The organism is Arthrobacter sp. CAN_A2 (genome assembly GCF_015752045.1).
In the GTDB taxonomy this organism is placed as follows: Bacteria; Actinomycetota; Actinomycetes; order Actinomycetales; family Micrococcaceae; genus Arthrobacter_D.
The window spans coordinates 185,606-209,821 of record NZ_JADOUS010000001.1; the positions used below are offsets into that span (position 1 = coordinate 185,606).

General features: G+C 68.8%; 25 protein-coding genes and 1 tRNA gene. 13 read left to right on the forward strand and 13 right to left on the reverse strand.

Annotated elements, in window-relative coordinates; all coding sequences use genetic code 11:
* Positions 1-21 precede the first annotated feature (21 nt).
* From IWX63_RS00845 to IWX63_RS00855, 3 genes are all read right to left on the reverse strand, one after another.
* A complete protein-coding gene (locus IWX63_RS00845) occupies positions 22-807 on the reverse strand; it encodes a hypothetical protein (protein WP_199276264.1) in 786 nt (261 codons plus the stop codon).
* Between the two features lie 202 nt (positions 808-1,009).
* Positions 1,010-2,224, reverse strand: coding sequence for an MFS transporter (locus tag IWX63_RS00850; protein WP_442859075.1), 1,215 nt, complete (start codon positions 2,222-2,224; stop codon positions 1,010-1,012).
* Positions 2,221-2,835, reverse strand: a complete 615-nt coding sequence (locus tag IWX63_RS00855) for a Chromate resistance protein ChrB (protein WP_199276265.1) — start codon at positions 2,833-2,835, stop codon at positions 2,221-2,223. The genes IWX63_RS00850 and IWX63_RS00855 overlap by 4 nt, the downstream gene beginning before the upstream one ends.
* A gap of 38 nt (positions 2,836-2,873) precedes the next feature.
* Here IWX63_RS00855 and IWX63_RS00860 point away from each other — a divergent pair, with 38 nt between their 5' ends.
* Positions 2,874-3,392 (forward strand): DUF2127 domain-containing protein, encoded by a 519-nt coding sequence (locus tag IWX63_RS00860; protein ID WP_199276266.1) that lies wholly within the window; start codon positions 2,874-2,876, stop codon positions 3,390-3,392.
* Between the two features lie 105 nt (positions 3,393-3,497).
* On the opposite strand, the gene IWX63_RS00865 is transcribed toward IWX63_RS00860, so the two are convergent.
* Positions 3,498-4,253, reverse strand: coding sequence for an ABC transporter permease (locus IWX63_RS00865; RefSeq protein ID WP_442859076.1), 756 nt, complete (start codon positions 4,251-4,253; stop codon positions 3,498-3,500).
* Positions 4,250-5,071, reverse strand: coding sequence for an ABC transporter ATP-binding protein (locus IWX63_RS00870; RefSeq protein ID WP_199276267.1), 822 nt, complete (start codon positions 5,069-5,071; stop codon positions 4,250-4,252). Before IWX63_RS00870 ends, IWX63_RS00865 begins: the two co-directional genes overlap by 4 nt.
* A gap of 203 nt (positions 5,072-5,274) precedes the next feature.
* Between IWX63_RS00870 and IWX63_RS00875 the strand changes: the two genes are divergently transcribed.
* Positions 5,275-6,351 carry a 2,3-butanediol dehydrogenase gene (locus IWX63_RS00875; RefSeq protein WP_199276268.1) on the forward strand — a complete coding sequence of 359 codons (1,077 nt, stop codon included), beginning with the start codon at positions 5,275-5,277 and terminating at the stop codon, positions 6,349-6,351.
* A 44-nt stretch (positions 6,352-6,395) separates the two neighbouring features.
* Here IWX63_RS00875 and IWX63_RS00880 read toward each other — a convergent pair whose 3' ends face one another.
* From IWX63_RS00880 to IWX63_RS00890, 3 genes are all read right to left on the reverse strand, one after another.
* Positions 6,396-6,878, reverse strand: a complete 483-nt coding sequence (locus IWX63_RS00880) for a hypothetical protein (protein WP_199276269.1) — start codon at positions 6,876-6,878, stop codon at positions 6,396-6,398.
* A 220-nt stretch (positions 6,879-7,098) separates the two neighbouring features.
* Positions 7,099-8,478 (reverse strand): glutamate decarboxylase, encoded by a 1,380-nt coding sequence (locus tag IWX63_RS00885; RefSeq protein ID WP_199276270.1) that lies wholly within the window; start codon positions 8,476-8,478, stop codon positions 7,099-7,101.
* A gap of 31 nt (positions 8,479-8,509) precedes the next feature.
* Positions 8,510-10,582, reverse strand: a complete 2,073-nt coding sequence (locus IWX63_RS00890; protein WP_199276271.1) for a chloride channel protein — start codon at positions 10,580-10,582, stop codon at positions 8,510-8,512.
* Between the two features lie 558 nt (positions 10,583-11,140).
* On the opposite strand from IWX63_RS00890, the gene IWX63_RS00895 reads away from it, so the two are divergent.
* Positions 11,141-12,457 (forward strand): ATP-binding protein, encoded by a 1,317-nt coding sequence (locus IWX63_RS00895; protein ID WP_199276272.1) that lies wholly within the window; start codon positions 11,141-11,143, stop codon positions 12,455-12,457.
* Between the two features lie 118 nt (positions 12,458-12,575).
* Here IWX63_RS00895 and IWX63_RS00900 read toward each other — a convergent pair whose 3' ends face one another.
* The 3 genes from IWX63_RS00900 to IWX63_RS00910 form a co-directional block, all read right to left on the reverse strand.
* Positions 12,576-12,845, reverse strand: a complete 270-nt coding sequence (locus tag IWX63_RS00900; protein WP_199276273.1) for a helix-turn-helix domain-containing protein — start codon at positions 12,843-12,845, stop codon at positions 12,576-12,578.
* Positions 12,846-12,983: 138 nt separating this feature from the next.
* Positions 12,984-13,472, reverse strand: a complete 489-nt coding sequence (locus tag IWX63_RS00905) for a DUF2975 domain-containing protein (RefSeq protein WP_199276274.1) — start codon at positions 13,470-13,472, stop codon at positions 12,984-12,986.
* A gap of 251 nt (positions 13,473-13,723) precedes the next feature.
* Positions 13,724-14,188 carry a GNAT family N-acetyltransferase gene (locus tag IWX63_RS00910; RefSeq protein WP_199276275.1) on the reverse strand — a complete coding sequence of 155 codons (465 nt, stop codon included), beginning with the start codon at positions 14,186-14,188 and terminating at the stop codon, positions 13,724-13,726.
* A 298-nt stretch (positions 14,189-14,486) separates the two neighbouring features.
* Between IWX63_RS00910 and IWX63_RS00915 the strand changes: the two genes are divergently transcribed.
* Together IWX63_RS00915 and IWX63_RS00920 are read left to right on the forward strand one after the other, a co-directional pair.
* The gene (locus IWX63_RS00915; RefSeq protein WP_199276276.1) at positions 14,487-15,161 is read left to right on the forward strand and encodes a GAF and ANTAR domain-containing protein; all 675 of its coding nucleotides are present in this window, start codon (positions 14,487-14,489) and stop codon (positions 15,159-15,161) included.
* Between the two features lie 22 nt (positions 15,162-15,183).
* Entirely contained in the window at positions 15,184-15,906 is a 723-nt protein-coding gene (locus IWX63_RS00920) for a GAF and ANTAR domain-containing protein (RefSeq protein ID WP_334685520.1), read from the forward strand.
* Between the two features lie 20 nt (positions 15,907-15,926).
* On the opposite strand, the gene IWX63_RS00925 is transcribed toward IWX63_RS00920, so the two are convergent.
* Entirely contained in the window at positions 15,927-16,589 is a 663-nt protein-coding gene (locus IWX63_RS00925; protein ID WP_199276278.1) for a sensor histidine kinase, read from the reverse strand.
* Positions 16,590-16,775: 186 nt separating this feature from the next.
* The gene (locus tag IWX63_RS00930; protein WP_199276279.1) at positions 16,776-17,690 is read right to left on the reverse strand and encodes a universal stress protein; all 915 of its coding nucleotides are present in this window, start codon (positions 17,688-17,690) and stop codon (positions 16,776-16,778) included.
* A 650-nt stretch (positions 17,691-18,340) separates the two neighbouring features.
* Between IWX63_RS00930 and IWX63_RS00935 the strand changes: the two genes are divergently transcribed.
* The 8 genes from IWX63_RS00935 (at position 18,341) to IWX63_RS00975 (ending at position 24,208) form a co-directional block, all read left to right on the forward strand.
* Positions 18,341-19,114, forward strand: a complete 774-nt coding sequence (locus tag IWX63_RS00935) for an MBL fold metallo-hydrolase (protein ID WP_334685521.1) — start codon at positions 18,341-18,343, stop codon at positions 19,112-19,114.
* Between the two features lie 338 nt (positions 19,115-19,452).
* Positions 19,453-19,752, forward strand: a complete 300-nt coding sequence (locus IWX63_RS00945) for a CPBP family intramembrane glutamic endopeptidase (protein ID WP_334685565.1) — start codon at positions 19,453-19,455, stop codon at positions 19,750-19,752.
* 115 nt (positions 19,753-19,867) lie between these two features.
* A tRNA-Arg gene (locus IWX63_RS00950) sits at positions 19,868-19,940 on the forward strand.
* 103 nt (positions 19,941-20,043) lie between these two features.
* Positions 20,044-20,775, forward strand: a complete 732-nt coding sequence (locus tag IWX63_RS00955; RefSeq protein WP_199276283.1) for a DUF4129 domain-containing protein — start codon at positions 20,044-20,046, stop codon at positions 20,773-20,775.
* Positions 20,772-21,236 carry a hypothetical protein gene (locus tag IWX63_RS00960; protein WP_199276284.1) on the forward strand — a complete coding sequence of 155 codons (465 nt, stop codon included), beginning with the start codon at positions 20,772-20,774 and terminating at the stop codon, positions 21,234-21,236. Before IWX63_RS00955 ends, IWX63_RS00960 begins: the two co-directional genes overlap by 4 nt.
* Positions 21,233-22,273 (forward strand): AAA family ATPase, encoded by a 1,041-nt coding sequence (locus IWX63_RS00965; RefSeq protein WP_199276285.1) that lies wholly within the window; start codon positions 21,233-21,235, stop codon positions 22,271-22,273. The genes IWX63_RS00960 and IWX63_RS00965 overlap by 4 nt, the downstream gene beginning before the upstream one ends.
* A complete protein-coding gene (locus tag IWX63_RS00970; protein ID WP_199276286.1) occupies positions 22,266-23,657 on the forward strand; it encodes a DUF58 domain-containing protein in 1,392 nt (463 codons plus the stop codon). The genes IWX63_RS00965 and IWX63_RS00970 overlap by 8 nt, the downstream gene beginning before the upstream one ends.
* The gene (locus IWX63_RS00975; RefSeq protein WP_199276287.1) at positions 23,654-24,208 is read left to right on the forward strand and encodes a hypothetical protein; all 555 of its coding nucleotides are present in this window, start codon (positions 23,654-23,656) and stop codon (positions 24,206-24,208) included. The genes IWX63_RS00970 and IWX63_RS00975 overlap by 4 nt, the downstream gene beginning before the upstream one ends.
* The last annotated feature ends 8 nt before the right edge of the window (positions 24,209-24,216 follow it).

Consider the following 24,216-nt stretch of genomic DNA (forward strand, 5'->3'; position numbering starts at 1 on the left):
TCATCGGTGGCGTGCCTGTGATCACCGTTTCCGGGCCCCGAGGACCAGCATGGTGAGGGCGGCACCGCCCGCCGTTGCGGCGGCGGGAGCCGACCGTCCGCGCTGGCCGATCACCACACCGGCGAACGCCCACAGGAGCGTTCCGGCGTAGACCCGCGACGAGACACTGGCCCGCTCCGGACCGGAAACCACGCCGGCGCCGAGTGCGCCGAGCGCGGCGAGGAGGGACACTCCGACGGCGGCGGCCTTCGGTCCGGCGGGGACGATGTCCCTGGCGACGAGCATGGAGGCGAGATTCACGCCGCACGCCGCCTGCCCCCAGGCGGCCAGCATGCCTGCGGCAGGAGCGGCCGCAGCCACTTCGACAGCGGTCAGCTCGTCGTTCAGCTCGGCCCGGGCGATGCGACGTCGTCCCGTTTCTGCCAGCACCGCTATCGCGGCCAGCGCCGCCTGGGCCTCCCAGAACCGGCCGGACCGCACCAGCGGCGCCCAGATACCGGTTGCGGCGAAGGCCCCGGCCAGGGGCCAGCCCGCCCCACGCCAGGTCTCCCGGGTACGGGCGGGACCGCGGGCCTGATGGATCGCGTAGACGATCGACGAGGCGAAGATGGGAAACCAGACGGTGAAGGCGTAGGGGGCCGGCTGGATCACGTTGGGCGGTGCGTCCTCCCGGCGGAACCGTGGACCGTAGAACGTGGGAAGGAGCACCTGGGCGGCAGCCGCGACACAGGTGAGTGCCTGACGGGAGTGGTCTCCCGAAGCCGCCGCCCACACCCGGTCGGTGCTGCGAGGAGGAAGGACGGTCATAGGGGGCTCCTTCGGAGTGGGGTGCACGACCGTGCACCGTACCGCTGTGCGCTGACGAGGGTCTGGCCGATGGTGCGGGCCGATGGTCGGAGGAGCAGGAACTCCGTCCTCCACCACCGACCATGGCTCGAGGGTAGAGCGGCCGAGGATCGGCGACAACCCTCGCCCCGTTGTCGCTGCCACCCGGTGACGCTCGCCGTGTTCATCGTTGGTCGGAGTGCAGAAGCGTGGCGCTCAGTACGGCTGCTCCAGCGGTGAGAAGCGCGAGTGTTCCGAGCCCCGCGGCGAGACTGCAGACGGTGGCGATGGCGCCCACGATCAGTGGTCCGCCGGCGTCACCGATCTCCCGTCCCATCTCCGCAGCGCCCATGGTGCGGCCCATCCGCTCCGGCGGTGTCGTGCCGGCCAGGTGGGCGAAGCCCAGTGGGGTGGTGAGGCCGACCCCGCAGCCGATGGCGACCGCGGCCAGGTAGAGCGTCACCGCCAGCGGGAGGACGGCCGGCAACGCCACTCCCGCGGCGATCATCGCCAGCCCCAGACCCATTCCGGCGGAGGCCGGGAGACGCCCCTGGTCCCTCAGCCGGCCGACGACCGGCTGGGTCAGGGTGGAACACAGGGCGAGGAGTGCCACCACCGCCATGCTGGCGAACACGGTCAGATGGAGGCTGCTGCCCAGCAGGGGCAGGAAGCCGACCGCCACACCCAGCGCTCCCGTCGCACCGGCGAGTGCCAGCGTGGGCACCAGGAAGGAACGCCGGGTGCTTTGACGCACCAGCTCGGCCACCGTGTAGCGCGGGCGCGGGAGGACCGGCAGCGCGGGCATGGCGATCCAGACCCAGACGGCGGCCAGGGCCGAGAGGATGGCCATCGACAGGAACAGGGCCGGGAAGCCTCCGGCCCAGATCAGCCCGGCGCCCAGGAGCGGCCCGAGGACGTAGCCCAGCGACTTCCACGAACCGTACTTGCCGAAATAGGTGCCGGCTGCCGCCGGGCCGGCCAACCGTGCCACCGCCGCCGAGGACGCCGGGGAGAAGGCCGAGGCGGCCGCCCCCTGGCCCAGGCGTGCCAGCCCCAGCACGAGGGGGGTGGCCGAGGTGGTACCCACCCATGAGGCGAGGGCGAACCCCGCCAGGCCGGCCATGATGACCGGCTTGGCGCCGATCCTGTCGCTGAGGGAACCGAAGACGGGCTTGAGGATCACCTCGGCGGCGTCGTACAGGGCAAGCAGCACTCCGAAGGTGAGCAGTTCCAGCCCAAGGCCGCCGCTGTCAGCGCCGAGGCCTGCCGCGATGCTGTGGGCCCCGAAGGCCGTGGTGAAACCCGCGGCATAGAGCGGTGCCAGAGCCCGGGCTGACGGTCCGGGAGCCGTCGTCGGAACAGCCTCCACACGCTTGGTGCGGCGCTGCGGGATCTTCACGCTGCAGGCCCGTCCTGATCCTGCAGGGCGTCCGGCACGGCTGCGTCGGTCAGGTCCCCACCCCCGCCGACCGTGCGATGGACGGCCTGGTAGACCTGCTCGGAGTAGCCGTCCAGGATCGACTGACAGGCACGAAGCCGTGCGTCGGCGGCCTTCGCCTCTGCGAGTTCCAGGACGTCGCGCTTCTTCAGGTCCCGATACCAGCGCCTCAGCCGATCCAGGCTCTGCTCCTCTTCCTCCAGCTCGGCGAAGGTGAATTTGCGCTTCTGGATCTCTTCGGCGATCTCCGCCTCGAACCTGCCGCAGTCGGCCGTGAACTCGGCCCATTCGTCCACGCGGACGGCAGCGAACGCGTCCCGGATCATCGCGGCCGACGCCTGATCCCGCGGTGAGGCGTCGATGACGACCAGCATCCCACCGCCCTGGCGGCACAGGACCCCGGCGCGGTCCAGGTCCGCCTGGAACGCAGGCCCAGCGGGCAGGGCCCACACCCCGGAGGACACCGGTACGGCGCTGGCCCTGCGCAGCTGGCGCCAGACCGCCACCCGATGCCGTGACGGTTCGGAGGGAAGCTGCGGCAGGATCAGGACCCACTCGATCTGCTGTGTCACAATTCAGAGTGTAACAGTCGTTACATGGCGGAGGAGTGATGATCGAGGCACCGCACATCACCACACTCCTGGACAGGGTGTTCAGGGTCAGCCTCGTCCTGAAAGGTCTCGACGGCCTGCTGGAACTGGCAGGCGGGGTACTCCTGCTGCTGGTTTCCCCCGCCCAGTTGGGTTCGGCGGTCCGGTTCCTGACCCAGCACGAGCTCTCCGAAGACCCGCACGACCTCGCAGCAACCGCCCTGGTCCACGTGGCCGGAACCATGACCGGATCCGCCACATTGTTCGGCGCCGTCTATCTCCTGCTGCATGGCGTGGTGAAAGTGGCACTGGTCGTGGCGGTGCTCAGGGACAGACTCTGGGCGTATCCCTGGATGGTCGCCTTCCTCCTGCTCTTCATCGCGTACCAGGCGTATCTGCTCGTGGTCGCCTTCACCTGGGGCATGGTGCTGCTGACAGCCTTCGACATCGTCATCGTCTGGCTCACACTGCACGAATACCGGGCCCACCGTGCGCGCAGAGCGGGCGACCAGGGCAACCGGCCCTCACCGGGTTCGTAGCTACCGACACCTGCAGGCCGTCGGTGGCCGGGGTGCATGGTCGCCGGCACGGGGCGACCGGCTCCCGCTGACCGGACGCGGTCCGCACCGCCTGAACGCCGCCGCTCACGAGGTCCGCCGGCGCAGCGTCAGTGATGCCAGCACCAGGATTCCCAGCACGATGACCGCCATGACGGCCGCATCCTGCCACATGGCCGACGTGGCTTCGGCATGGGCTGCGATCTCCTGGAGTGCATCCACCGAGAACGTCAGCGGCAGCACATTGGAGACGGCCTCGAGGACCCCGTTCATCTGCTCCCTGGCCACGAAGAGGCCGCACAGCAGGATCTGCGGCAGCACCACCACGGGCATGAACTGCACGGCCTGGAACTCCGTGCGGGCGAACGCGGAGCACAGCAGCCCCAGGGCCACACCGAGTACCGCGTTGAGGACTGCGATCATCACCACCAGCCAGGGGTCGCCCTCGATCTCGAGATCGAAGATCCAGTACGCCACGGCCGTTGCCACGATCGACTGCAGCGCCGCCATGACGGAGAACGCCACGGCATAGCCGAACAGGAGATCGGCTTTGTGGATGGGCGTGGTCAGCAGGCGCTCGAGCGTCCCGGACGTCCGCTCGCGGAGCATGGTGACCGAGGTGACCAGGAACATCACCACGAACGGGAAGATCGCCAGCATCATCAGACCCACCCGGTCGAACGTCCGCGGGAACCCCGGGGGAAGGTCCTCGTTCTCGAAGAGGAAATAGACGACGGCCAGCAGCAGGGCCGGCACCACCATGATCAATGCCACACTGCGGTGGTCGTGGCGCAGCTGGTCCAGTACGCGGGTCGTCGTGGCCAGCATCATCCGCGGATTCATCGTGCCGCCCGGCCTTCCTGCGCTGCGGGGCCGGGGTCCGGATCCGCGCCGTCTTCTTCGATGATCCGCAGGAACGCCCGTTCGAGGTCATGGCTGCGACCGCGCACGGCGAGCTCGGCGGGGGTGAGTTGCGCCAGGAGCAGTCCGCCGCGCAGGAGCAGTAACGACGAACAGTGCGAGGCCTCCTCCATGACGTGACTGGATACCAGCAGTGTGGTTCCCTCCTCTGCCATGATGGCGAAGCGCTGCCACAGCTCGGCGCGCAGAACCGGATCGAGGCCCACCGTCGGTTCGTCCAGGACGAGCAGCTTCGGATACGCGACGAGCGCGCAGGCAAGGGACACGCGGCTGACCTGCCCGCCGGACAGGTCAGCCGTCTTCTGCCGGGCGAATCGTTCCAGCCCGACGGCGGCGATCGCTTCCGCGGTGTCGGCGGGCGTCGCACCGTGCATGGCCCCGAAGTACCGGACGTTGGCCACCACGCTGAGGTCTGCGTAGACACTGGGCGCCTGCGTGACATAGCCGACGTCGTGCCTCAGCGAGGGTTCGCCGGCCGGGCGGCCGAGCACGCGGATGGATCCGCGGGTGATGGCCTGAACGCCCACGATGGCGCGCATCAGGGTGGTCTTGCCGCTGCCCGATGGTCCGAGCAGCCCGGTGACGCGGCCACGCCCGATGGTGAAGTCCACGCCCCTCAGGATCGTGGTGCGCCCCCTCGAGATGTGCAGCGTCGACGCTTCGACGGCGGGAGGCTCGGCGGGGTCCGGGCTCCCGTCCCGGCCCGGGGGAACTGTGCTGTCCGTTGCGGCAGGGGACATCGTGACCTCCCACGGTCTCAACCTCGTGATCGACCGACGACCCGACGCTAGGCCTGTTCGCCGTCGGCCGTCAATGGCGCCTCGCGGGCAACCCCCGTCATGGTTCCGGGAGCCGCAGCGAAAGGGAGGCGGGCGCGAACGGCCGGATCTACCATGAGGTACGGGCGTGGGTTCGCCACGTGCGGCCGAGGTGTGGAGGAACCATGAGAGCAGCACGCTATTACGGACGAGGGGACATCCGTGTCGATGAGGTTCCGGAGCCCGAGGTCGGGCCCGGCACTGTGGGTGTCGAGGTCGCTTGGTGCGGAATCTGTGGCACCGACCTGCACGAGTACCTCGAAGGCCCGATCTTCTGCCCCACCCACGACACCCCTCACCCGATCTCGGGCGAAACGCTGCCCATCACGCTGGGTCACGAGTTCTCCGGCGTCGTCTACGCGGTGGGCGATGGCGTCGACGACATCGACGTGGGCCAGCACGTCGTCGTGGAGCCCTACATCATCGACGACGACGTCGATACCGGCCCGGAGAGCACGGACTATCACCTGTCCGAGAACATGAACTTCATCGGCCTGGCCGGACGCGGCGGTGGACTGGGCGAGAAGATCGCCGTGCAGCGACGATGGGTGCATCCGATTGCCGCGTCGGTGCCGTTGGATCAGGCGGCGCTGATCGAACCCCTGTCGGTGGGATACCACGCCGTGAATCGCTCGGGGGCGAAGTCCGGGGACGTGGCCCTGGTCGGTGGGGCGGGACCCATCGGTCTGCTCACGGCGGCCGTCCTCAAGGCCCTGGGCGTCACGGTGGTGATGTCCGAACTCAGCCCGCTGCGACGCCAGAAGGCCCTGGAGTCCGGCGTCGCCGATCATGCCCTGGATCCTCGCACCGCGGATGTCGCCGCCAAGGTCCGTCTGCTGACGGGCGGGAGGGGCGCAGACGTGGCGTTCGAATGCACGAGCGTGCAGGTAGTCCTCGACACCCTCATGGACGCGCTTCGCCCTACCGGCGTGCTCGTCGTGGTCTCGATCTGGGGCAAGCGGTCGGACTTCGACATGCACAGACTGGTGATGAAGGAGATCGACCTGCGCGGGACCATCGCCTACGTCAACTCCCATCCCGCGACCATCGAACTGGTCGAGTCGGGGAAGATCGATCTGGCTCCCTTCATCACCGGCAGGATCGGGCTCGATGGACTCGTGGAGGAGGGTTTCGACACGCTGATCCATCGCAACGAGACGGCCGTCAAGATCCTCGTCTCACCCTCCGGCAAGGGCCTCTGACCGAGGAACGCCAGGGCGGTGACGCTGCCGGACGCCCGATGGGCCTAGCCGCCCCAGACGGACGTGGATCCGGAATGGCCCGTGACGATGCTCTGGTACACGATGGCCAGCCCGCCGACGACGCCGAGGACGACGGCGAGGGCGCGGACCCAGCGCGCGCTCAGAAGGTTCCGTAGCCCACCGAGCCGTCGAGGCCTGATGAGGGCCTGCGGGAACGCCACAGCGATCTGGGCCGCCACGATGACGAAGAAGACCAGCGCAAGGGTCTTGAACAGGTCACCCTGTTCCGCATGCACTTCCACGATCGCCGACTCCGGCACGTTCTGCTCGAGTTGCTCGCCAGCCTCCGCGGTCAGGAGCGACAGAGGGACGAGGACAACGGCCAGGACGCCCAGCGGCCATGCCAGCCTGGACCGCAGACGCGGCAGGCCCGCGAACAGGAGGGACAGGAGCCCGGCGATCGGCGCCAGGACGACCACTCCGTGGATGAGGAGGATATGGGCCGGTAATCCACCGATTTCGAACATGATGGGACTCCTTCTTCGGGACCGCAGAACCTGGGGATGGTGAAACTGGAACTTCTGCGCGGGTGAAGCAAGGATGCATTGCCGGACGGCGTTCGCGTCGCACCGTCATCGCGCTCATCATGGCCCGCGCCGCTGGGCGGGAGCTGGGAGCTGTGCGGTGCCCGTTCCCGCGCGAGCCCGGACGGATCTGCCAGGCCCGACGGGTCACCGTTGCCCCGGGTCAATGGCCGGACCCGGTGACCATCCTGTTCCGTTCCGATTCGTGCGCGCCGCCCTTCTTCTCCAGCGTGGAGCACGCCTCTTCGATGTCCCGGGCGAGCGTGTCGACGTGCTCGCGGCTCATCGTCTCCTTGACCAGGGCCCGCATGATCGTGACGTTCTGGGCGTTCGGCGGCAGGGTGTAGGCCGGCACCATCCAGCCGCGTTCGGCGGAGAGCTGCCAGGCGATGTCGAACTCGTCGTATCCCGTGTCCACGGCGAGCCGGAACGCGACCAGGGGAAGCTGTTCCTCGTCCGGGCCGATGATCTCGAATCGGCCCATGGCCTCCAGCTTCTCGGCGAGGACACGGGCGTTGGTCTGCATGTTCTGCATGATGTAGGTGTACCCGGCGCGGCCATACCGGACGAAGTTGTAGTACTGGGCGAGGACCATCGCCGAGCCGGTGGAGAAGTTCAGGGTGAAGGTCGAGTCGGTCTTGCCGAGGTAGTTCTCCTCGAAGACGAGATCCTTGGCGAGGTCGGCCTTCTCCCGGAAGATCAGCCAGCCGATGCCGGGATAGACCAGCCCGAACTTGTGCCCGGAGACATTGATCGAGCGGACCTGTTCGAGCCGGAAGTCCCACGCGGAGTCCGGGTAGAGGAAGGGCCAGACGAACCCCCCGCTCGCCGCGTCCACGTGCAGCGGCACATCGAGACCCCGTTCGCTCCTGAGCCGTCGCAGCAGGTCGTTGATGCCGACGACGTCGTCCTTGTGCCCGGTGAACGTCGTCCCCAGGACGGCCGCGACACCGATGGTGTTCTCGTCGATGTGGGCCTGCACGTCCTCGGGGCCGATGGTGTACTTCCCCGGCTGCAGGGGCACGATCCGCGGCTCGACGTCGAAGTAGCGGCAGAACTTCTCCCACACGACATGCACGTCGCCGCCGAACACCAGGTTGGGGCTCGACGTCGATGCGCCCGCGGCCTCGCGACGCTTGCGCCAGTTCCACTTCAGGGACAGACCGCCGAGCATGATCGCCTCGGATGAGCCCTGGGTCCGCGCTCCCGTCGTCTCGCCCGGGGCGTGGAACAGGTCGGCGAGCATCCGGATGCAGCGCTGCTCGATCTCGGCCGTGCGGGGATATTCGGCGTGGTCGATGAAGTTGCGGTGCAGGTTCGCGGCGATGATCTGCTGTGCCTCGGGCTCCATCCAGGTGGTCACGAAGGTCGCAAGGTTCCGGGCCGGATCGCCCTCCAGCGCCAGGTCCTCCCCCACGAGCCGCAGGGCATCCTGGGCTGGGATGCCCGTCTCCGGGAACTCCCGGCTCGGAACCTCCTCGGTGACGAACCGGTTGCCGAACAGCGCCGCGTCGGCATTTGTCTGCTGGTGATTCACTGACATCGCTTCTCCTTCAGGGATGGTTGATGAGGGCTTACGGATGGGTTCCCCGGGCTGCCGGGACCGAGGCGTCGGTGGATTCAGGGCTCAGCATCAGGATCGCGCCGGCCAGGAAACACAGGGCTCCCACGAGTGTGCCGAGACCGGACAGCTCGGCATTCAGGACATCGCCGCTCGACGGGACGACGAAGGCCGCGACAGCCGAGATGCCGAACGCAACAGAACCGGTCACGTTGATCACGCTGATCGTCCACGTCCGAGACCTGGGACGGACCGCGGCCACGCTGCGCCTGGCATACCGCAACGCCACGGCGCTCGAGACGAGGAATGCCACCGAGCCCAGCGCGTCGGGTCGCCACACCCGCTGCTCCGTCAGCGCCGCACTGAGATTGACCAGCAATGCGTTCGCCGTACTCCAGTTGAACCACAGGGTGCCGGCGAGTTGCAGTGCGCCGGCGAGCCAGACGGGATTCCGCGGCGCCCAGACCCAGAACGAGCGGTGCGGCGTCGTGCCCCCAGCCGGGAGGGCGTCGACCGCCGCGCGGTACTGCAGGTACGCCGCACAGGTGAAGAACAGCGATCCGACGAAGAAGGTGAGCCCGCACAGGTGCGGTCCCACGGCCTCGGCGTATGGCGGCACCACACCCAGGGCGAACAGGCTCGAGCCGATGATGAACAGCCAGGCGATTCGCCGGTCCTGTCCGGGCGATCGGTCCGCCCTCGGGATCCCGTGGGCAGGGTCGGGCCTCGGGCGACCCTGTGATGGGGCGCCGCCGACGTCGTCCGGGGTCCCGGACGACGTCGCGCCCGGGACCGGGAGCACATTGATGATCACGAAGGCCACCGCCACAGCCACGACCACCTGGGGTGTCACGGCTACCCCGTCAGCTCCCAGCAGCAGCGTGGCCAGCAGCGTCGAGGTCAGCGGCAGGCGCAGCATGGCTGCGCACATGGCCCCCATCCCCATACCGAGGCCGGCTGCGAGATTCATGCCGGGCAGCCCGCTCGCGGCGATACCGAGCGCCGCGCCGATGAACATCGACGGGAACACGGGCCCGCCACGGAAAGCGCTCAGGGAGAGCCCGTAGACCAGGGTCTTGCAGAGGATCAGCAGGACCAGCACGGGGAGTGAATAGTCAGCGGCATTCCCGACCAGCTCCGGAAGTGCATCCTGCCCCGAGAACAGCACCTGCGTGAAGCTGAGACCGGAGACCGCCTGGTATGCCATCGCGGTCAGACCGATCAGCAGGCCGAACGCCGTGGTCACCAGGACCCGGTTCCGATGGACGACGGGGCGGAGCGACAGGGCGACCCGGCGGATCGACCATCCCAGCAGGGCACCGACCGCACCCATGACCACGGCCCAGCCCAGCGTCGCCAGCGTCGGAGGCACCGCGGGCGGCACCGCGGGCAGCGCCAGCGAGAAGCTGCCCAACCCGGTCCAGCCGTCCAGGCCGACGAACACCAGCGCCCCGACACCGGACGCGAGCAGTCCGGGAAGGGCCACCAGACTCAGGGTCATTCCCCCGATCCCGGCGGCCTCCATGATCAGGAACGCACCGAGCACCGGAGACCCCAGCAGGGTACTGATCGCGGCGAAGCTGCCGGCCGACGCCATGATCGTCAGGGCCATCGGCGGAGCGTCCTTCTTCACCAGGTGCACCGCCAGCGCCCCGAGACCGCCACCGATCGCGATCAGTGGCCCCTCGGGACCGAGCACCGCACCCAGGCTGAGCGTGGTCAGCGCGGCGAGCACGATGCCCACGAGTTCCCGGCCCCTCGGCGGACCGCCGCCGGTCGTGAATCCGGACGCGGGTGAGTGGCCCCCGGTTCCCGGCAGGTACCGGATGGTCGACGCCGTCAACAGCCCGCACAGCATCAACCACGGAACAGGCCACCACGCAGGAGCAGGCCCGCCGAGGACCAGATCCGGAAGCCCGACGAAGACGAACTGCTGAATCGCCGTGACCGACGCGAGGAAGCCGTACGCGATGATCGAGATGGGGACCCCCAGGACCGCCGCCAGGACGAGCGCCGCGATGTAGGACCTGGAACGGATCACGGCGAGCGGATCGATACCGGGCGACGACGCGGCAGGCTCGCTCATTCCCGGCAGCCCGGTGCGGTCGGGACGATCCGGCGCACGCTGCCCTCCGGCGCCGGGTGAGGGATGGCTTCCCGATGCGAGCGCGCACCCGGCCATCGTCCGTACGGAAGAGGGCCTCCTGTGAACGGAGGCCCCGGGGAGCCCGGGAGGAGGGGGTCGGTGCGCCCGGAGTGGCAGCTGGGCATCCCTTCTCCTTCCAGTGGCGGTCCGTCAGGGGGCCGGAGCTCCTGATGACGTCGCAGGGCGACAGGCGCTGGTTGATCACACGGTTGCCAAGGTAGCGCTTCCGATGGAGGCGCCCATCACCAGTTGCGGGTGAATCAGGGCGGAGAACACCGGCGGACCCCGCGGACCCGGCAGCCGGGCCGCGCCCGTGCTGAACCCGGCCCGCCCATACCAGCAGGAGTGTGTGGCGGCTTTGTGACGATCGGAATTGACACGGGAAGTCCCTGGTCCCAGCGTGGGGTTGAGTGGTTCCGTGCTGATCACGCAAGCCACGGACCGGTTCGATCTCGGTGGGCTTCACCAAGGCAGAAGAAGACCTAGAGGAGACATGGGATGACCAACTGGCGGATCAGGGATTTTCACTCGGCGGACCTGGACGGGATCCTGCACCTGTGGGAGACCCTCAAAGCGAGCAACGTCGACCCGGTGTATGCCCTTTCCGAGGTGCTCGCATCCTGCGAGAAGGATCACGCCGTGGTAGCGGTGCAGGGCGAACAGGTTGTCGGCGCTGCCGTCGGACGTGCCGCGCACGACCAGGGCTGGATCGTCTTCCTGGCCACTCTTCCTGAATATCGTGGCCGTGGTATAGGCACCGCGCTGCTGACGGCAGTCGAGAACAGCATGTCACCGCACGGGCTGAACAAGCTCTCGGCGCTGATGCCCGAATCGGAGACGAGGGTCGAGGCGTTCCTGAGCCGTGGCTTCGCGTTGAAGAAGAACCTGCGTTACTTCGAGCGTACGATCCCCGTGCAGCGCCAGGAGCTCGGAGCGTTGGGTCAGCTCGGTGGCCGGATCCTCGCTCGCGACCAGTGGGAGAAGGTGGCCGGCATGCGCAAGGAGAAGGAGCTGCTGGAACGCCGCCTCGTACTTCCCCTTGCCGAAGCGGATCTGGCCGACGAATTCGGTGTCGTACCACCGCGCGCCGTGGTCCTCTTCGGTCCGCCGGGCACCGGCAAGACCACCTTCGCCAAAGCCATCGCCTCCCGACTCGAGTGGCCCTTCGTGGAGGTGTTCCCCTCCCGACTGGCGGCCAATCCACAGGGACTGGCCGGGGCTCTGCGCGAGACCTTCCTGGAGATCGCCGAGCTGGAACACGCCGTGGTCTTCATCGACGAGGTCGAGGAGATTGCTTCGCATCGTTCCGGCGAGCCGCCTTCGCCCCTGCAGGGTGTCACCAACGAACTCCTCAAGATCATCCCGGCATTCCGCGAACAGCCGGGAAGGCTCCTCGTGTGCGCCACAAATTTCATCCGCGCCCTGGACACGGCGTTCCTCCGGCACGGGCGGTTCGACTACGTCATCCCCATCGGCCTGCCCGACCAGCAGGCCCGCGAAGCGATGTGGCAGCGCTTCATCCCCGCGCCCGTGGTGGATGCGGTGGATGTGGCGCTGCTCGTGGAACGAACCCAGGGCTTCTCGCCCGCGGACATCGAGTACGCCGCTCGCAGCGCTTCACAGCGCGCTCTCGAGAAGGCCGTATACGACGACGGCGGGCCGGCCTCCGGACGCACCCGGCCCGACCACGAGGCGGTCCGGAAGGGACCGACCACGCAGGATTACCTGGACGCCATCGGGGAGACCCGGACGACCGTCAGCGACGAGGTCTACCAGGCCTTCCTGGAGGACATAGACACCCTCGGCCGCGTCTAGGGACAGGAGCGCCGCATCGACGCCATGGCGAGCGGAAGCCTGGAGGCCTTTTCACCGGGGCTGATTGCGATCCCGCCGATGTCGACCCCGTGATCACGTGCGAGTCGCCGGATGTCGATCATGAGCGCTCGTCGAAACCGATGATCGGGGGCGCGGCTGCTTGCGGGCGGCCTTGATCGTCTCCTTCGTCGACCCGTTCCAGAAGGTCTCCTGGTTGGCAGTCGAGTACCCTGCACATCGCTTCCAGTGTGCTGAAACGGACGGCCTTGGCTCGCCCGTTCTTCAGCACGGCGACGTTCGCCGGTGTGAGGCCGATTTGATCGGCGAACTCCCCGACGCTCATCTTCCGCCGGGCAAGCTCGACGTCTATGCGTACCACGATCGGCATCGGGTCACCGCTTTCATTGTGTACTCGTTGGTTCGTTCGGTGGTCGTCGTCGAGCGGGTTCAGGACTTCGCCATCGGAGATGGTCCGGGAGCCGCGCACCCGGTCGCAGGGCTGCGGTCGATGAGGACGGACCTCAGATCACGTCGTGGAGCGGGTACGAAGGGTGCGCGCTTCCACATCGCGTGCCACCGCCTGCTGCAGCAGAGCCTTCAGCACCAGGACGATCAATGCGACAGTGGTCAGCACCGCGACACCACCGATCAACAGGACAACTCCGGGCGCCACCGCCTCTCCGGGAGCGAGGGCAACGCCGAGTCCGAAGGTCGACAGGGAAGCAGCCGCGAACGCCCCGATCACGAGATGGACCAGACGGAAAGCGCCCGTCGAGAATACTGTGCCCTGCCGCACAATCGTCAGCAGTCCCCACACGCAGACCACCGCGACCTGGCCCGCCAGGATCGCCAGGACGGTCAGGACCACCATGGGTGTACGGATCATTGCGACGTCAGGATCCGTGATGCTGACGTCCGGGGTCAACAGATACAGCACCACCACCTGAATGAAGATCGCCCCTGCGAACATCGTCGCCAGGACAACGCGCAACGCCGCCACCGTCAGCCTTCCCATACCTTCTCTTCTAATAGACTATCGGTAGCAAACCATCGTCAATCAATAGACATCACAAGATCGCCGATCAAAGCGACAGATGATGCCTGCGGACCATCGCCGAGGTCGCCGACTGGACCAGGCAGACGCCCGAGGCATTCCATGCCTGGAAGGACCGCCTGGCGGCACTCCGCGCGGACGAGCGGGGCATGACCATCAACCAGGAGTCAGGGCCGCAGGAGGCACCTGCTCCCGGCTGCCGAAGGCGCGCCTCACAGTGCGCCTCGGGCGTCTCGACCGCTGAAAGTGAAAATCGTGACTGAGGACGCGGCAGCTCCCAGCGCCCGGTAGAAATCCAGAGCGTGCCGGTCCTCGTTGTCGGCCGGAACGAAGATCTCGTGGATGCCCTTCGCCGCGCCGGCGGCACGCAGCTCGGACACCAGGCGGCTCCCGACGCCCTGCCTCCGGTGGTCCTGCCGCACGGCGAGATCGTAGATGAACAGCTCCGACGACCGTGAGCGTGTCATCGGCAACGCGTGAGCCGTCAGGCCGGCAACGATGTCCGGGCCGATGAATGCCGCGAGTGCCCAGAAATCTTCCCGGTCGAGGAGATGGCCGAGGTAGTCCTCGGTGAGGGGCTCGAAGTCCTCCTCGAAGACCCGCGCCATCATCTCGAACAGGACGCCTGCCGCGGCAGCATCTCCCTGGATCAATCGCCTGACTCCAAGCTCGTTCATTGCAGCATCATTCCACTCCGGCCGCCGGCTCTGTGCGACCGGGCATCGAGATCCTGGACGCTTCAGCGGCAGTGATACCGTCCGGCAGGATGAGCAGCAGGTACTCCGACCGACAGATCGAGTGCGGTCAGGCCTGATCCCGGCCCGGATCGGCGTCTAGACTTATACCACAAGGGCCGCCGGGACTTCGACGGGCCCGCATGATCTTCCCTTCGACGGTTCGCAAGGTTCGCGGAAAGGGTGAGGAAGATGCTGGACTGGCGTTGCTTTCCACCACCCGGGGTCAGGTGATGCACACATGACCGTGAACGAGTCATCCGGGCTGGATGAATTGTGTTCGACCCTGTGCAGGTCGTTCATCGAAGCGATACCGGTGTCCGGCGCTGCACTGTCGGCATTCAGCGGTTCCGCTCAGGAGACCATGCTGGGAGCAAGCAACAGGGTCGCCGCCAAGCTCGACGAGCTTCAGTTCGATCTCGGTGAAGGCCCTCGATGGGAAGCCGCCCGCACCCGGATGCCCGTCCTCCTCCCCTATGTACGCTCAATGGCCCATGACAGGTGGCCTGTCTTCGGAAAAGCGCTGATCAATACCGAGGTGCAGGCCCTCTTCGTCTTCCCACTGGTCATCGGAGCCCTGGATGTGGGAGTCGTGGAACTCTACCGGACCACCCCTGGGGAGCTGAGCCAATCCGAGGTGGTCATGGCGCGCGCGCTGGCCGACGGGGCCGCATGGAGCCTCCTGCGCCGCATCCTGGTTCCCGACGACGAGGACAACCCCGAAGCCGGCCTGACACCGTCACGCCGCGAGATACACCAGGCAACGGGTATGGTGCTCGCCCAGACCGGCGGGACGGCGTCGGACGCATTGATGCTGTTGCGAGGGCATGCTTTTGCACACGGACAGACGGTCCGGGAAACATCCGGCGATGTCCTCGACAGGCGGCTGGACTTCACACCCGTACCGAACCCATGACGTCAATCTAAGGAGGCCCACCGTGGGCTCCAAGCAATCCACCACCCGGGCGAGCCGGGTCAGTGCCGCGTTCGTCAGGATCGCGGACACGCTGGTCGATGAATACGATGTGCTGGACCTCCTGCACACGCTCGTCGAGGAGTGCGTCGGACTGCTTGACGCGACCGCGGCCGGTCTGATGCTCGCCGGCCCCGACGGCGTCCTGCAGGTGCTGGCGTCGACCAGCGAGGAAAGCCACCTCATCGAAGTCCTGCAGCAGGAGACGGGGACCGGTCCGTGCGTCGAATGCTTCACCACGGGCGTTCCCGTCACCATCCGCGATATTGCCGGAACCGGAGACCGATGGCCGAAGTTCATGCGCGCGGCCGCAGCCCAGGGCTTCCAGTCCGTGCACGCCTTCCCCCTGCGCGTCCGCGGCAAGACCATCGGTGCGATGAATCTGTTCCGCGCCGACACCGGCGAACTGAGCGAGGAGGATGTTGCCATCGGGCAGGCTCTCGCTGATGTGTCGACGATCAGCATCCTGCAGGAACGCACCATCCGGGAATCCGCGGTGGTCAACGATCAGCTGCAGCGGGCGCTGAACAGCCGGATCCTCGTCGAGCAAGCCAAGGGCGTGATCTCCCAGATCTCGAACGTCACCACCGACGAAGCCTTCGACCGCCTGCGTGCGTACGCACGATCCCACAGGACCAGTCTGACCGACACGGCAGAAGCAGTGCTGAGCCGCACGCTCACGCTCTGATTACGACCGTCTGCTGCCGTTCAGCTCCCCCGGGCGTTCAGGGCCACCATGAGCAGTACGTGCGTTCCACGGTCGGGGGTGCTCGAGATCGAGAGGGTGCCCCCGCAGAGTTCGGCGTGGCGCCGCATCGCCGTCAAGCCGGGGCAGGACGGTAGGTCGGCGAACCCGGAGCCGTCGTCGCTGATTCTCATCTCGAGGCGATCCCGAAGGACCCGCAGCGTGATGACGATGGAGTCCGCCGCGGCATGACAGAGTGCGTTGGACAGGCCCTCGCGCAGGACTCCCCGCGCATGCTCAGCCACCCCGGGGGGGACGGCGGCGTCGAGGGGCCCGGAGAGGTGCAGCTCGGGCTGAAGGGCGTGCCCCTGGGCTGTGGTCGCGACGAGGGCCACGATGCCGGCGCTGAAGGTCGGCGCGACCTGTGGGACCAGCCGGAGGGAGTAGATCGTGTCGCGCAGCTCCTTGATCGTGGCATCCAGATCGGCGGTCACGAGACCGATGCGTTCCAGTGCTTCACGGTCCGAGAGATGTCTGCGGAGGCCCTGGATGCGCAGGCCCGCCGCGAACAGGCGCTGAATGACCTGATCGTGCTGCTGGACGAAGTACTCGGGCACGACATCACTATCGGAGTACACCGAGGCGACATGGGATGAGGAAGGCCGTGAATCGACGACGGACGACATGATGCGACTCCTTGGCGGCAAAGAAATAAGGGCGCCACCAGGGTCCGGGGTGTCTGCTACAAGCCTCCGCCATACCCCTCCTGACGTCAATGATTATGCGCCCCGGCGGTGTCTCGATTTTGTCGTGAGATCGGAGTACGTCACGTCGGAAAGACCATTAGCGGAAGGCTGGCGATGACATGGACCTCACTCCTGGTGGGGAGTCCGGCATCCGTCGTCGATCCCGTGCCCCGCGTCCGTCGGGTATTCCGTGAAGAGCGCGTCCCCAACCGTGGACTCGACCGGCGGTGGCAGGGTGGTGACGAGCGTGGGGCAGGGCAGGTGCGAAAGCAGGGTGCGCGTCACGGAGCCGAGCTTCGCCCCGGCCTTGGCGCCCTCGCCATGGCGGCCGATCACCAGCAACACGGCGTCACGGCTGTGCCGCATCAGGGCATGGACAGGGCTGCGCAGCACGTCCACGATCCAGCTCACGGACAGGTGGGGGTAGTCGGCTCGCAGCGTCGTGAGCGATGCGGAAGCACCATTCATCAGTGTCCTGGACTCCGCCGATCCTGATTTGAGCGCCATGATCACCCGCAGGGCCGCACCGAGCCGCTCGGCCTCGGCAGCCGCACAGGTCAGTGCCATGAAGGACTGCGCCGATCCGTCGACCCCGACCACCACGTGACCCTTGGCGGTCCTCTGATGGATACCGACCCCCCGCGAGCCGGGCGGCACGACCAGGACCGGGGCGAGAGACGCCGAGACGACCCCCAGGACCACCGGATCCTGAACCCCGTCAGGGGCGAGAGCAACCCGGTTCGCGCCGACCACGAGCAGCGACGCGTTCGATGACAATCCGATCAGCGCCTGGGTCAGGTTGCCGCGGTACAGCCGGAGATCCACCTGCAGCGTCGGGAATCCGGAGGACAGCCGGGACGCTTCACTTCGCAGCAGCGAGCTGCCTGCGCGGACGACATCGGCGTCGCAGGCCTCGAGAGGCAGTGAGCCGGCAGGAGCGACACTATGGACCAGCGTCACTGGAACACCCGCGGCCAGGGCCCGCCAGGCAGCCCATTGAAGGCAGGAGTACTCGGACAGCGGTGCGCGCACTGCGACCATGGCCCCCCGTTGATCGGTATGCGGCGGCAGGACCCGATCAGAGGCACGGGGATCAGTCAGCACGACGACCCGCCGAACCCGCCCTGGGAAACGGCCGGCACCCCTGCAGGTACAGGACCACCGTGACACCGACGCAAGCCCACCGGGTCCCGCCCCCTGAAGGGGCGCAGGACCCGGACCGGTTCGCGGTCGCGCAGGTATGCGACGCACGATGGTCCGGGATTGTTCGGAGCGCCATCTGGTGGCTGCTGACCGGTGGTGCCGTGGTGAGCCCTCATCCGTGATGTCCCGCTCCTTGATATGTCCACGAAAGGAACTCCCCCACATCGCTGTGCTCTTGGGTCCCTCTGCGGCTTGGACGTTCATCACTGCTTCACGAGATGCAGGTCACCCATTGATTGTTGCCGGGAAGCACCATCCCCGTCAGGGCCTTTAGTCCCGGATTGGCCACCGCCCCCGGATTGGCGCGCAGCAAGCCCGGGCCGTCATGCTGGAAGCCGTGGAGCGGCACGATGTGACCGCTGTAAGCCCAAGAGTTCGGAGCGTCGATGGTGTCGAGGGATCATCCTGCAGACGGACCCGTTGCGAAACCGCTGCCCGCGCAGTGGATCCACGGGTCCGAGTCCTCCAGGCACAACACGGACCCCGACGTGCAGGTCTTTTGGTACGACGCCGACACCGTTGTGCTGCGGCAGAACAAGGCCGTCAACTACGAAGCACCCTTTGTGTTCCTCCTCTTCGGGGACGAGCGAGTGGTCCTGCTCGACACCGGCGCGACGGTCTCCCAGCAGTACTTCCCCTTGCGGGCAGTCGTCGACGATCTCATCGGGTCGTGGCTCGGCCGGCATCCGGAGGTCGGCCGCTCGTACGGACTACTGATCCTGCACACGCACTCGCACGGGGACCACGTCGCCGGTGATGCCCAGTTCTCGAACCGAGCCCACACCACCCTCGTGCCGGCGGGCAGGGAGGCCGCCTGGCAGTACTTCGGGTTCTCCGACACCCCCGATGAACGGGGGGAGGTCGATCTTGGTGGACGGACCCTCGTCGTCCTCGCCACGCCGGGCCACGACGCGGCCGCTGTCACATTCCACGATCCCTGGACCGGGATCCTCTTCACCGGCGACACGGTGTACCGGGGGCGCCTGTATATCGAGGACTGGACGGCCTTCTCGCGAAGCATCGATCGCCTCATCCGGTTCGGCGACACGCATCCGGTGACGCACGTGGTCGGATGCCACATCGAGATGACCACCACGCCGGGCGTGGACTACCCGGTGCGCACGACCTACCAGCCCGACGAGCCTCCCCTCGAGATGACGGTCGACCATCTCCACCTGGTGCGCTCCGCCCTGGACGCTGCAGGCCCGAAGCCGGTCCGGATGGTCTGCGACGATTTCATCCTCTGGCCGACGAACGCCTGAGGTCGGCCTCTTCCGGTTCTGTCCGGGGCGCACTGCTGGTCATCGTCCTCTCTTCGGCCGTCTTCACCGTCACCGCCGCCACGTCCGGGATCCCGTACACGGAGTGGTTCGCCTCCGCTGCGAACGTCTGGCGCGCGGCCGTCCTGCCGCTGGCACGCGGTGCGATCGTCCTCATCGCCTTCCTCTGGTGGTCCCACTGGGACCATGTCTTCCACGACAAGGAACGGCTGCCGGTCCCGGCCATCCTCAGGATCGCCGCGGTCGCCTTCATCATCGGCATCAGCCTGCACCTCGTCTTCGTCGGCTGGTCCGACCTGCGCGTCGACCTCCTGATCCCGATCCTCGTCGCCGGAGTCCTGGTGGGGTTCTGCGCAGAGACGCTGTTCCGCGGCATCCTCCTCCGCGGAATGCGGGCCGACGGGCGCACCGAGGCGATAGTCGCGATCGGCACGTCGCTCGTCTTCGGACTCTTCCACCTGACGAACATCATCACCGGCTCACCCGTACCCGCGGTCCTGAACCAGGTGCTCCTCGCGACGATGACCGGGGCCATCCTCTACGTCATCATCCCCCTCCTGGGCCTCGTCGTCCTCGTCACCGTCGGCATCAGGGACCGGCACACCCCCTCCCCCGCCTGAGACCCCGCGCCCTCCCGTCCCGATCTGCACCACCTCCCCGCGTCGGCGTTTTCCCACAGATGCGCCACCTGCTAAGCTCGATGAGTCCCTAACGGGTACGGACGTCTCCGTATCTGCCTTCGTAGCTCAGGGGATAGAGCGTCTGCCTCCGGAGCAGAAGGTCGTAGGTTCGAATCCTATCGAGGGCACATCCACCGCCGTCGGCCATCAGGCCGGCGGCGGTTCTGTTTTGGTAGGCTCCACAGGACGCGGCCCGCGGGGCCCGCGCGAGCATCGACCGGCGGGGGGAACGTGGGGACGACAGCCGGTCCACAGCGTGTCCCGGCCGCCCTGACCCTGATCGTCCTCCTCCTCGTGGTGCTCGCCGCCGCCTTCGTCGGTGACTTCTCCGCCGATCCCGTGATGAATCCGCCGGACGGCTCCCCCCAGCAGACGGAGTCACCCGCCCCGACCGGGACGGCCACGGCACCACCACTGCCCGACGGCGAGCGCATCGTCATCGATGGTGGCACCCTGGTCGCGGTCTTCCTCGTCCTCCTCATGCTCGCGCTGGCCCTCCTGACGCGGCTGCTCCTGCGTTTCCGCGGCCGGCAGGGACCCGAGGGCGATCCCCCGGGGCAGGCCGATCCGCAACACTCCGGCGCCGTCGCCCTGGCGTCCGTGGCCCTGCCGGACTGGGCGAAGGAGTCGCGTGCGGCGCTGGGGCGCGGCGGAGGCACCTCGGACACGATCATCCGGTGCTGGCTCGAGCTCGAGCGCGTCTGCGCCGAGGCGGGCGTCGGCCGCGCACCCACGCAGACGACGTCGGACTTCGCCTCCACCGTCGCGGGCACCCTCGATCTTCCTCCCCGTCCCCTGACCGCCCTCAACCAGCTGTATCAGCGCGCCCGCTTCGGGCAGACCGGCCGGGACCATGCCGGCGACCCCCTCGGCCCCGCCGACCGGGACGCGGCGGCGGCGAGCCTCGACGAACTGGCACGGTCCCTCGCCACACGCGCCCGGCAGCCGGAGGTCAGCCCGTGAAGCGGTCCGCGTGGGCCGTCACGGCCGTGCTGGTCGGCCTCGCGCTCGGCGCCGTGTGGTTCTTCGGCCTCGATGCCCGCCACGCCGTCGTCCTCGCGGCGGCGGCGTGCGCCGCGGGCATCGCGAACGGTGTCCTGGAGGCCGTGGACGTCCCCCGGATCGTCCTGCCGCGCCCACCCGAGCCGGAGCGCGGCCTCGCCGATCTGCAGGCGCTCGAATTCTCCCTCGCGTCGAAGGAGCCCGGGGCCCGCGCGCTCCTCGAGGCGCATACCCTGGCCCGCTCGGTGGCGGTGGCGCGGCCCGGAGCCCCCCGGAGCGACGCGCTCGATACCTTCCTCGCAGGGGCTCGGCCACCGGCGCTGAACCACCGCGAACTCCAGGCCGTCGGCGCAGAACTGGAACGCATCCTCCTCGCCCCCCAGCCCGACCCGACACCGATCCATCGCCAGGAGGCCCCATGATCGAGCCCGACTCCCGCCCGCCGAGCGCCGCCGTGGACCCGGGCGCGGTGCCGACCGGCCCTGCAGACGGCACGGGCACGGGGTCCGTCGACGCCGCGCGCGTGGGACGCGAGGTCCTCGCCCGCGCAGGGACCGTCGTCGTCGGCGCCGAGGGGGCCCTGCGCCTGGCCCTCGCGGCCGTGCTCGCGGGAGGCCACGTCCTGTTCGAGGACCTGCCCGGCCTCGGGAAGACCCTCGCGGCCAAGACCCTCGCCCAGGCGTTGGGCCTCGACTTCCGGCGCCTGCAGTTCACTCCGGACCTCCTGCCCTCGGACGTGACCGGCTCGTCCATCTTCAATCCGGCCACGCGGGAGTTCGAGTTCAAGCCCGGCCCCATCTTCGCGGGCCTGTTCCTCGCCGACGAGATCAACCGGACGTCCCCCAAGACCCAGTCCGCGCTCCTCGAAGCCATGGCGGAGGCGCAGGTGTCCGCCGAGGGCATCACCCTGCCGCTCCGGCGGCCCTTCCATGTGTTCGCCACGTCCAACCCCATCGAGTTCGAGGGCACCTACCCGCTGCCGGAGGCGCAGCTGGACCGCTTCATGGTCCGCCTGCGCTTCGGTTACCCCGGCCCCGGCGGCGAACAGGACATCATCGCGCGGCGCATCACGCGTCGGCGGGACGAGACGCAGGTGGCGAGCGTGACCACGGCCGAGGGACTGCTGGACCTCCAGGCCGCCGTGGAGTCCGTGGGCGTGGACGACGACGTCATCGACTACGCGGTCCGGCTCACCGCCGCGACGCGGACCCATCCGGCGGTCGAGGTGGGCGCCTCCCCTCGCGGGTCACAGGCGCTGGTCCTGCTGGGCCGCGCCCTCGCGGTCCTCGACGGCCGCACCTTCGTGCTGCCCGAGGACGTGCAGGAGGGGGCCGAGGCCGTCCTCGCACACCGGCTGACGCTGACGCCGTCGTCCTGGGCGCAGGGCGTGGCGACGGAGAAGGTGGTGCGGGACGTGCTGGCCGAGGTTCCCACCCCGCCGACCGTGCCGCGTGGCTAGGGCCTCCGCGGCCGTCCGGTCGCCGGTCTGGGCGCTCGCCGTCATCGTCCTGCTCCTCTGCGTGGTGGCGGGCCTGGTCTCCGGCCGCCCGGACACCGTGGCTCTCGCCGCACCGTTCGCCTTCCTCGCGCTCGCCGGTCGCGCCGGGCCGGAGCCCGGGAAAGCGTGTGCCGCCGGCATCGCCCCGGACCGGCAGGGCGACGCCCGGGGACCGCGCCTGCGTCTGCTGCTCGCGCCGCGGGACACCGGCGGCGCCGCGGAGCCCGGGCGCCTGGTCATCACCACCCTGGCCGCCCCCGGCTGTCCCCCGGACGCCGTCGTCCTGCTGGCCGGCGAGGAGTGCCCGTTCCTGGTGGATGCGCCGCCCTCGGGGGAACGGGACGTCCTCGCCTACGGTGCCGCGGGCTTCACCGCCGACCTCGCCCGGCCGTCGGCGTTCGTCGCGGCACCGCCCGTGCGCGTGAGTATCCTGCCGCCGATCGGGGCGATGCTCGCCCGCCCGGTCTCCCGGCGGCTCGTGGGCCTCGCGGGAACGCATCGGTCAGGGCGGCCGGGCGACGGCGGTGAGCTGCGGTCCGTCGCTCCCCTGCAGCCCGGGGACCAGCTGCGGCGGATCGACTGGCGCGCAACGGCCCGCCGGTCTGCCGACCAGGACCGGCTCATGGTGCGGCGTACCTTCGCCGACGCCGAGGCCTCGATCTTCCTCGTCGTCGACCAGGCCCACGACCTGCCGGCCTCGACGGCCGACTGGTTCGCCGCGGCTCCTCCGCGGCTGGCCGCCGGATCGCTGCACCTCGCGCGGACGGCCGCCGCGACGGTAGCGGCGTCCTACCTCGCCGTCGGTGACCGTGTGGGACTCGACGACCTGTCCGGCACGCGGCGCGCACTGCGCTCGGCTGCGGGTGCACGCCATCTGGAGCAGATCCGGGTCCGGCTGGCCGGCACGGCCGTGGTGCCACGGCGACGGCGCCGCAGGGACCCCGTGCCGCCGCAGGGCGCCGTCGTCGTCGTGTTCTCCGCCTTCCTGGATGCGGAGCCGTCACGCCTGCTGCGCCTCTGGCACGCGCAGGGGCACGTGGTGGCCGGTGTCGACTGCATGCTGCCGCTGGACCGCACGGAGACGACCACGGCGCAGGCCGAGGCCGTGCGGCTCACGCTCCTGCGGCGACTCCTGCTGCTCGAGGGCCTGCAGGTCGACGGCATCCCTGTGGTCGCCGGCATCTCCGCCGACCCTCGGCGCGCCCGAACCACCGCTGCGCCCACCCCGAGCCGCACGGACGACCTCGGAGCGCCCTGCGGACCGGACCTCGACACCGGGTTCCGACTGCTGGCGCGCCGGGCCGGACGACGTGCGGGCCAGGGGTCCGGCCGGGGTGCCCCGTGAGGCCGCGGGGGCTCGCCCGGCCCGTCCGCTCCGCCGGCTCCCCGGCCGTCCCCGACCGACGCGGCCTCGTACCCCTGTGGGCGGTGCGCTGCGCGACCGCCCTGCTCGCCGTGCTCCTGGGCAGCATCGCGTGGAGCGACTCGGCGTGGATCCTCCTGCCCGTTGTGGTGGCCGCGGGCGCGGCGGTGCTCCCCTCCGTCGGCGTGGTCTCCCTGTCCCTGCTGCTGCTCGTGGTCGCCTACGCGGTGAACGTGCCGGCCGGGTCCCCGTGGCTCCTCGTGTTCGTCGCCGGGCTGCATGCCGTCTTCATCCTCTACCTCCTGCTCCTGCACCTCCCGCTGCGGGGGTGGATCAGCGCTGCGGCGCTCCGTCAGCTCGCGGTGTCCTTCCTGCGCATCCAGGCCGGGGCGCAGCCCGTCGCCGTCCTCGCCCTGCTCGTGGGCCGGGCCGGGTCGAGCCTGGTCGCCGTGCTGGTCGGCGTGGTGGCCCTGATCGCCTGGGCGGTATGGCTCATCCGGCGGCCGGGTGACCTCCGCGGGGCGTCGGGCTAGGAGGGCAG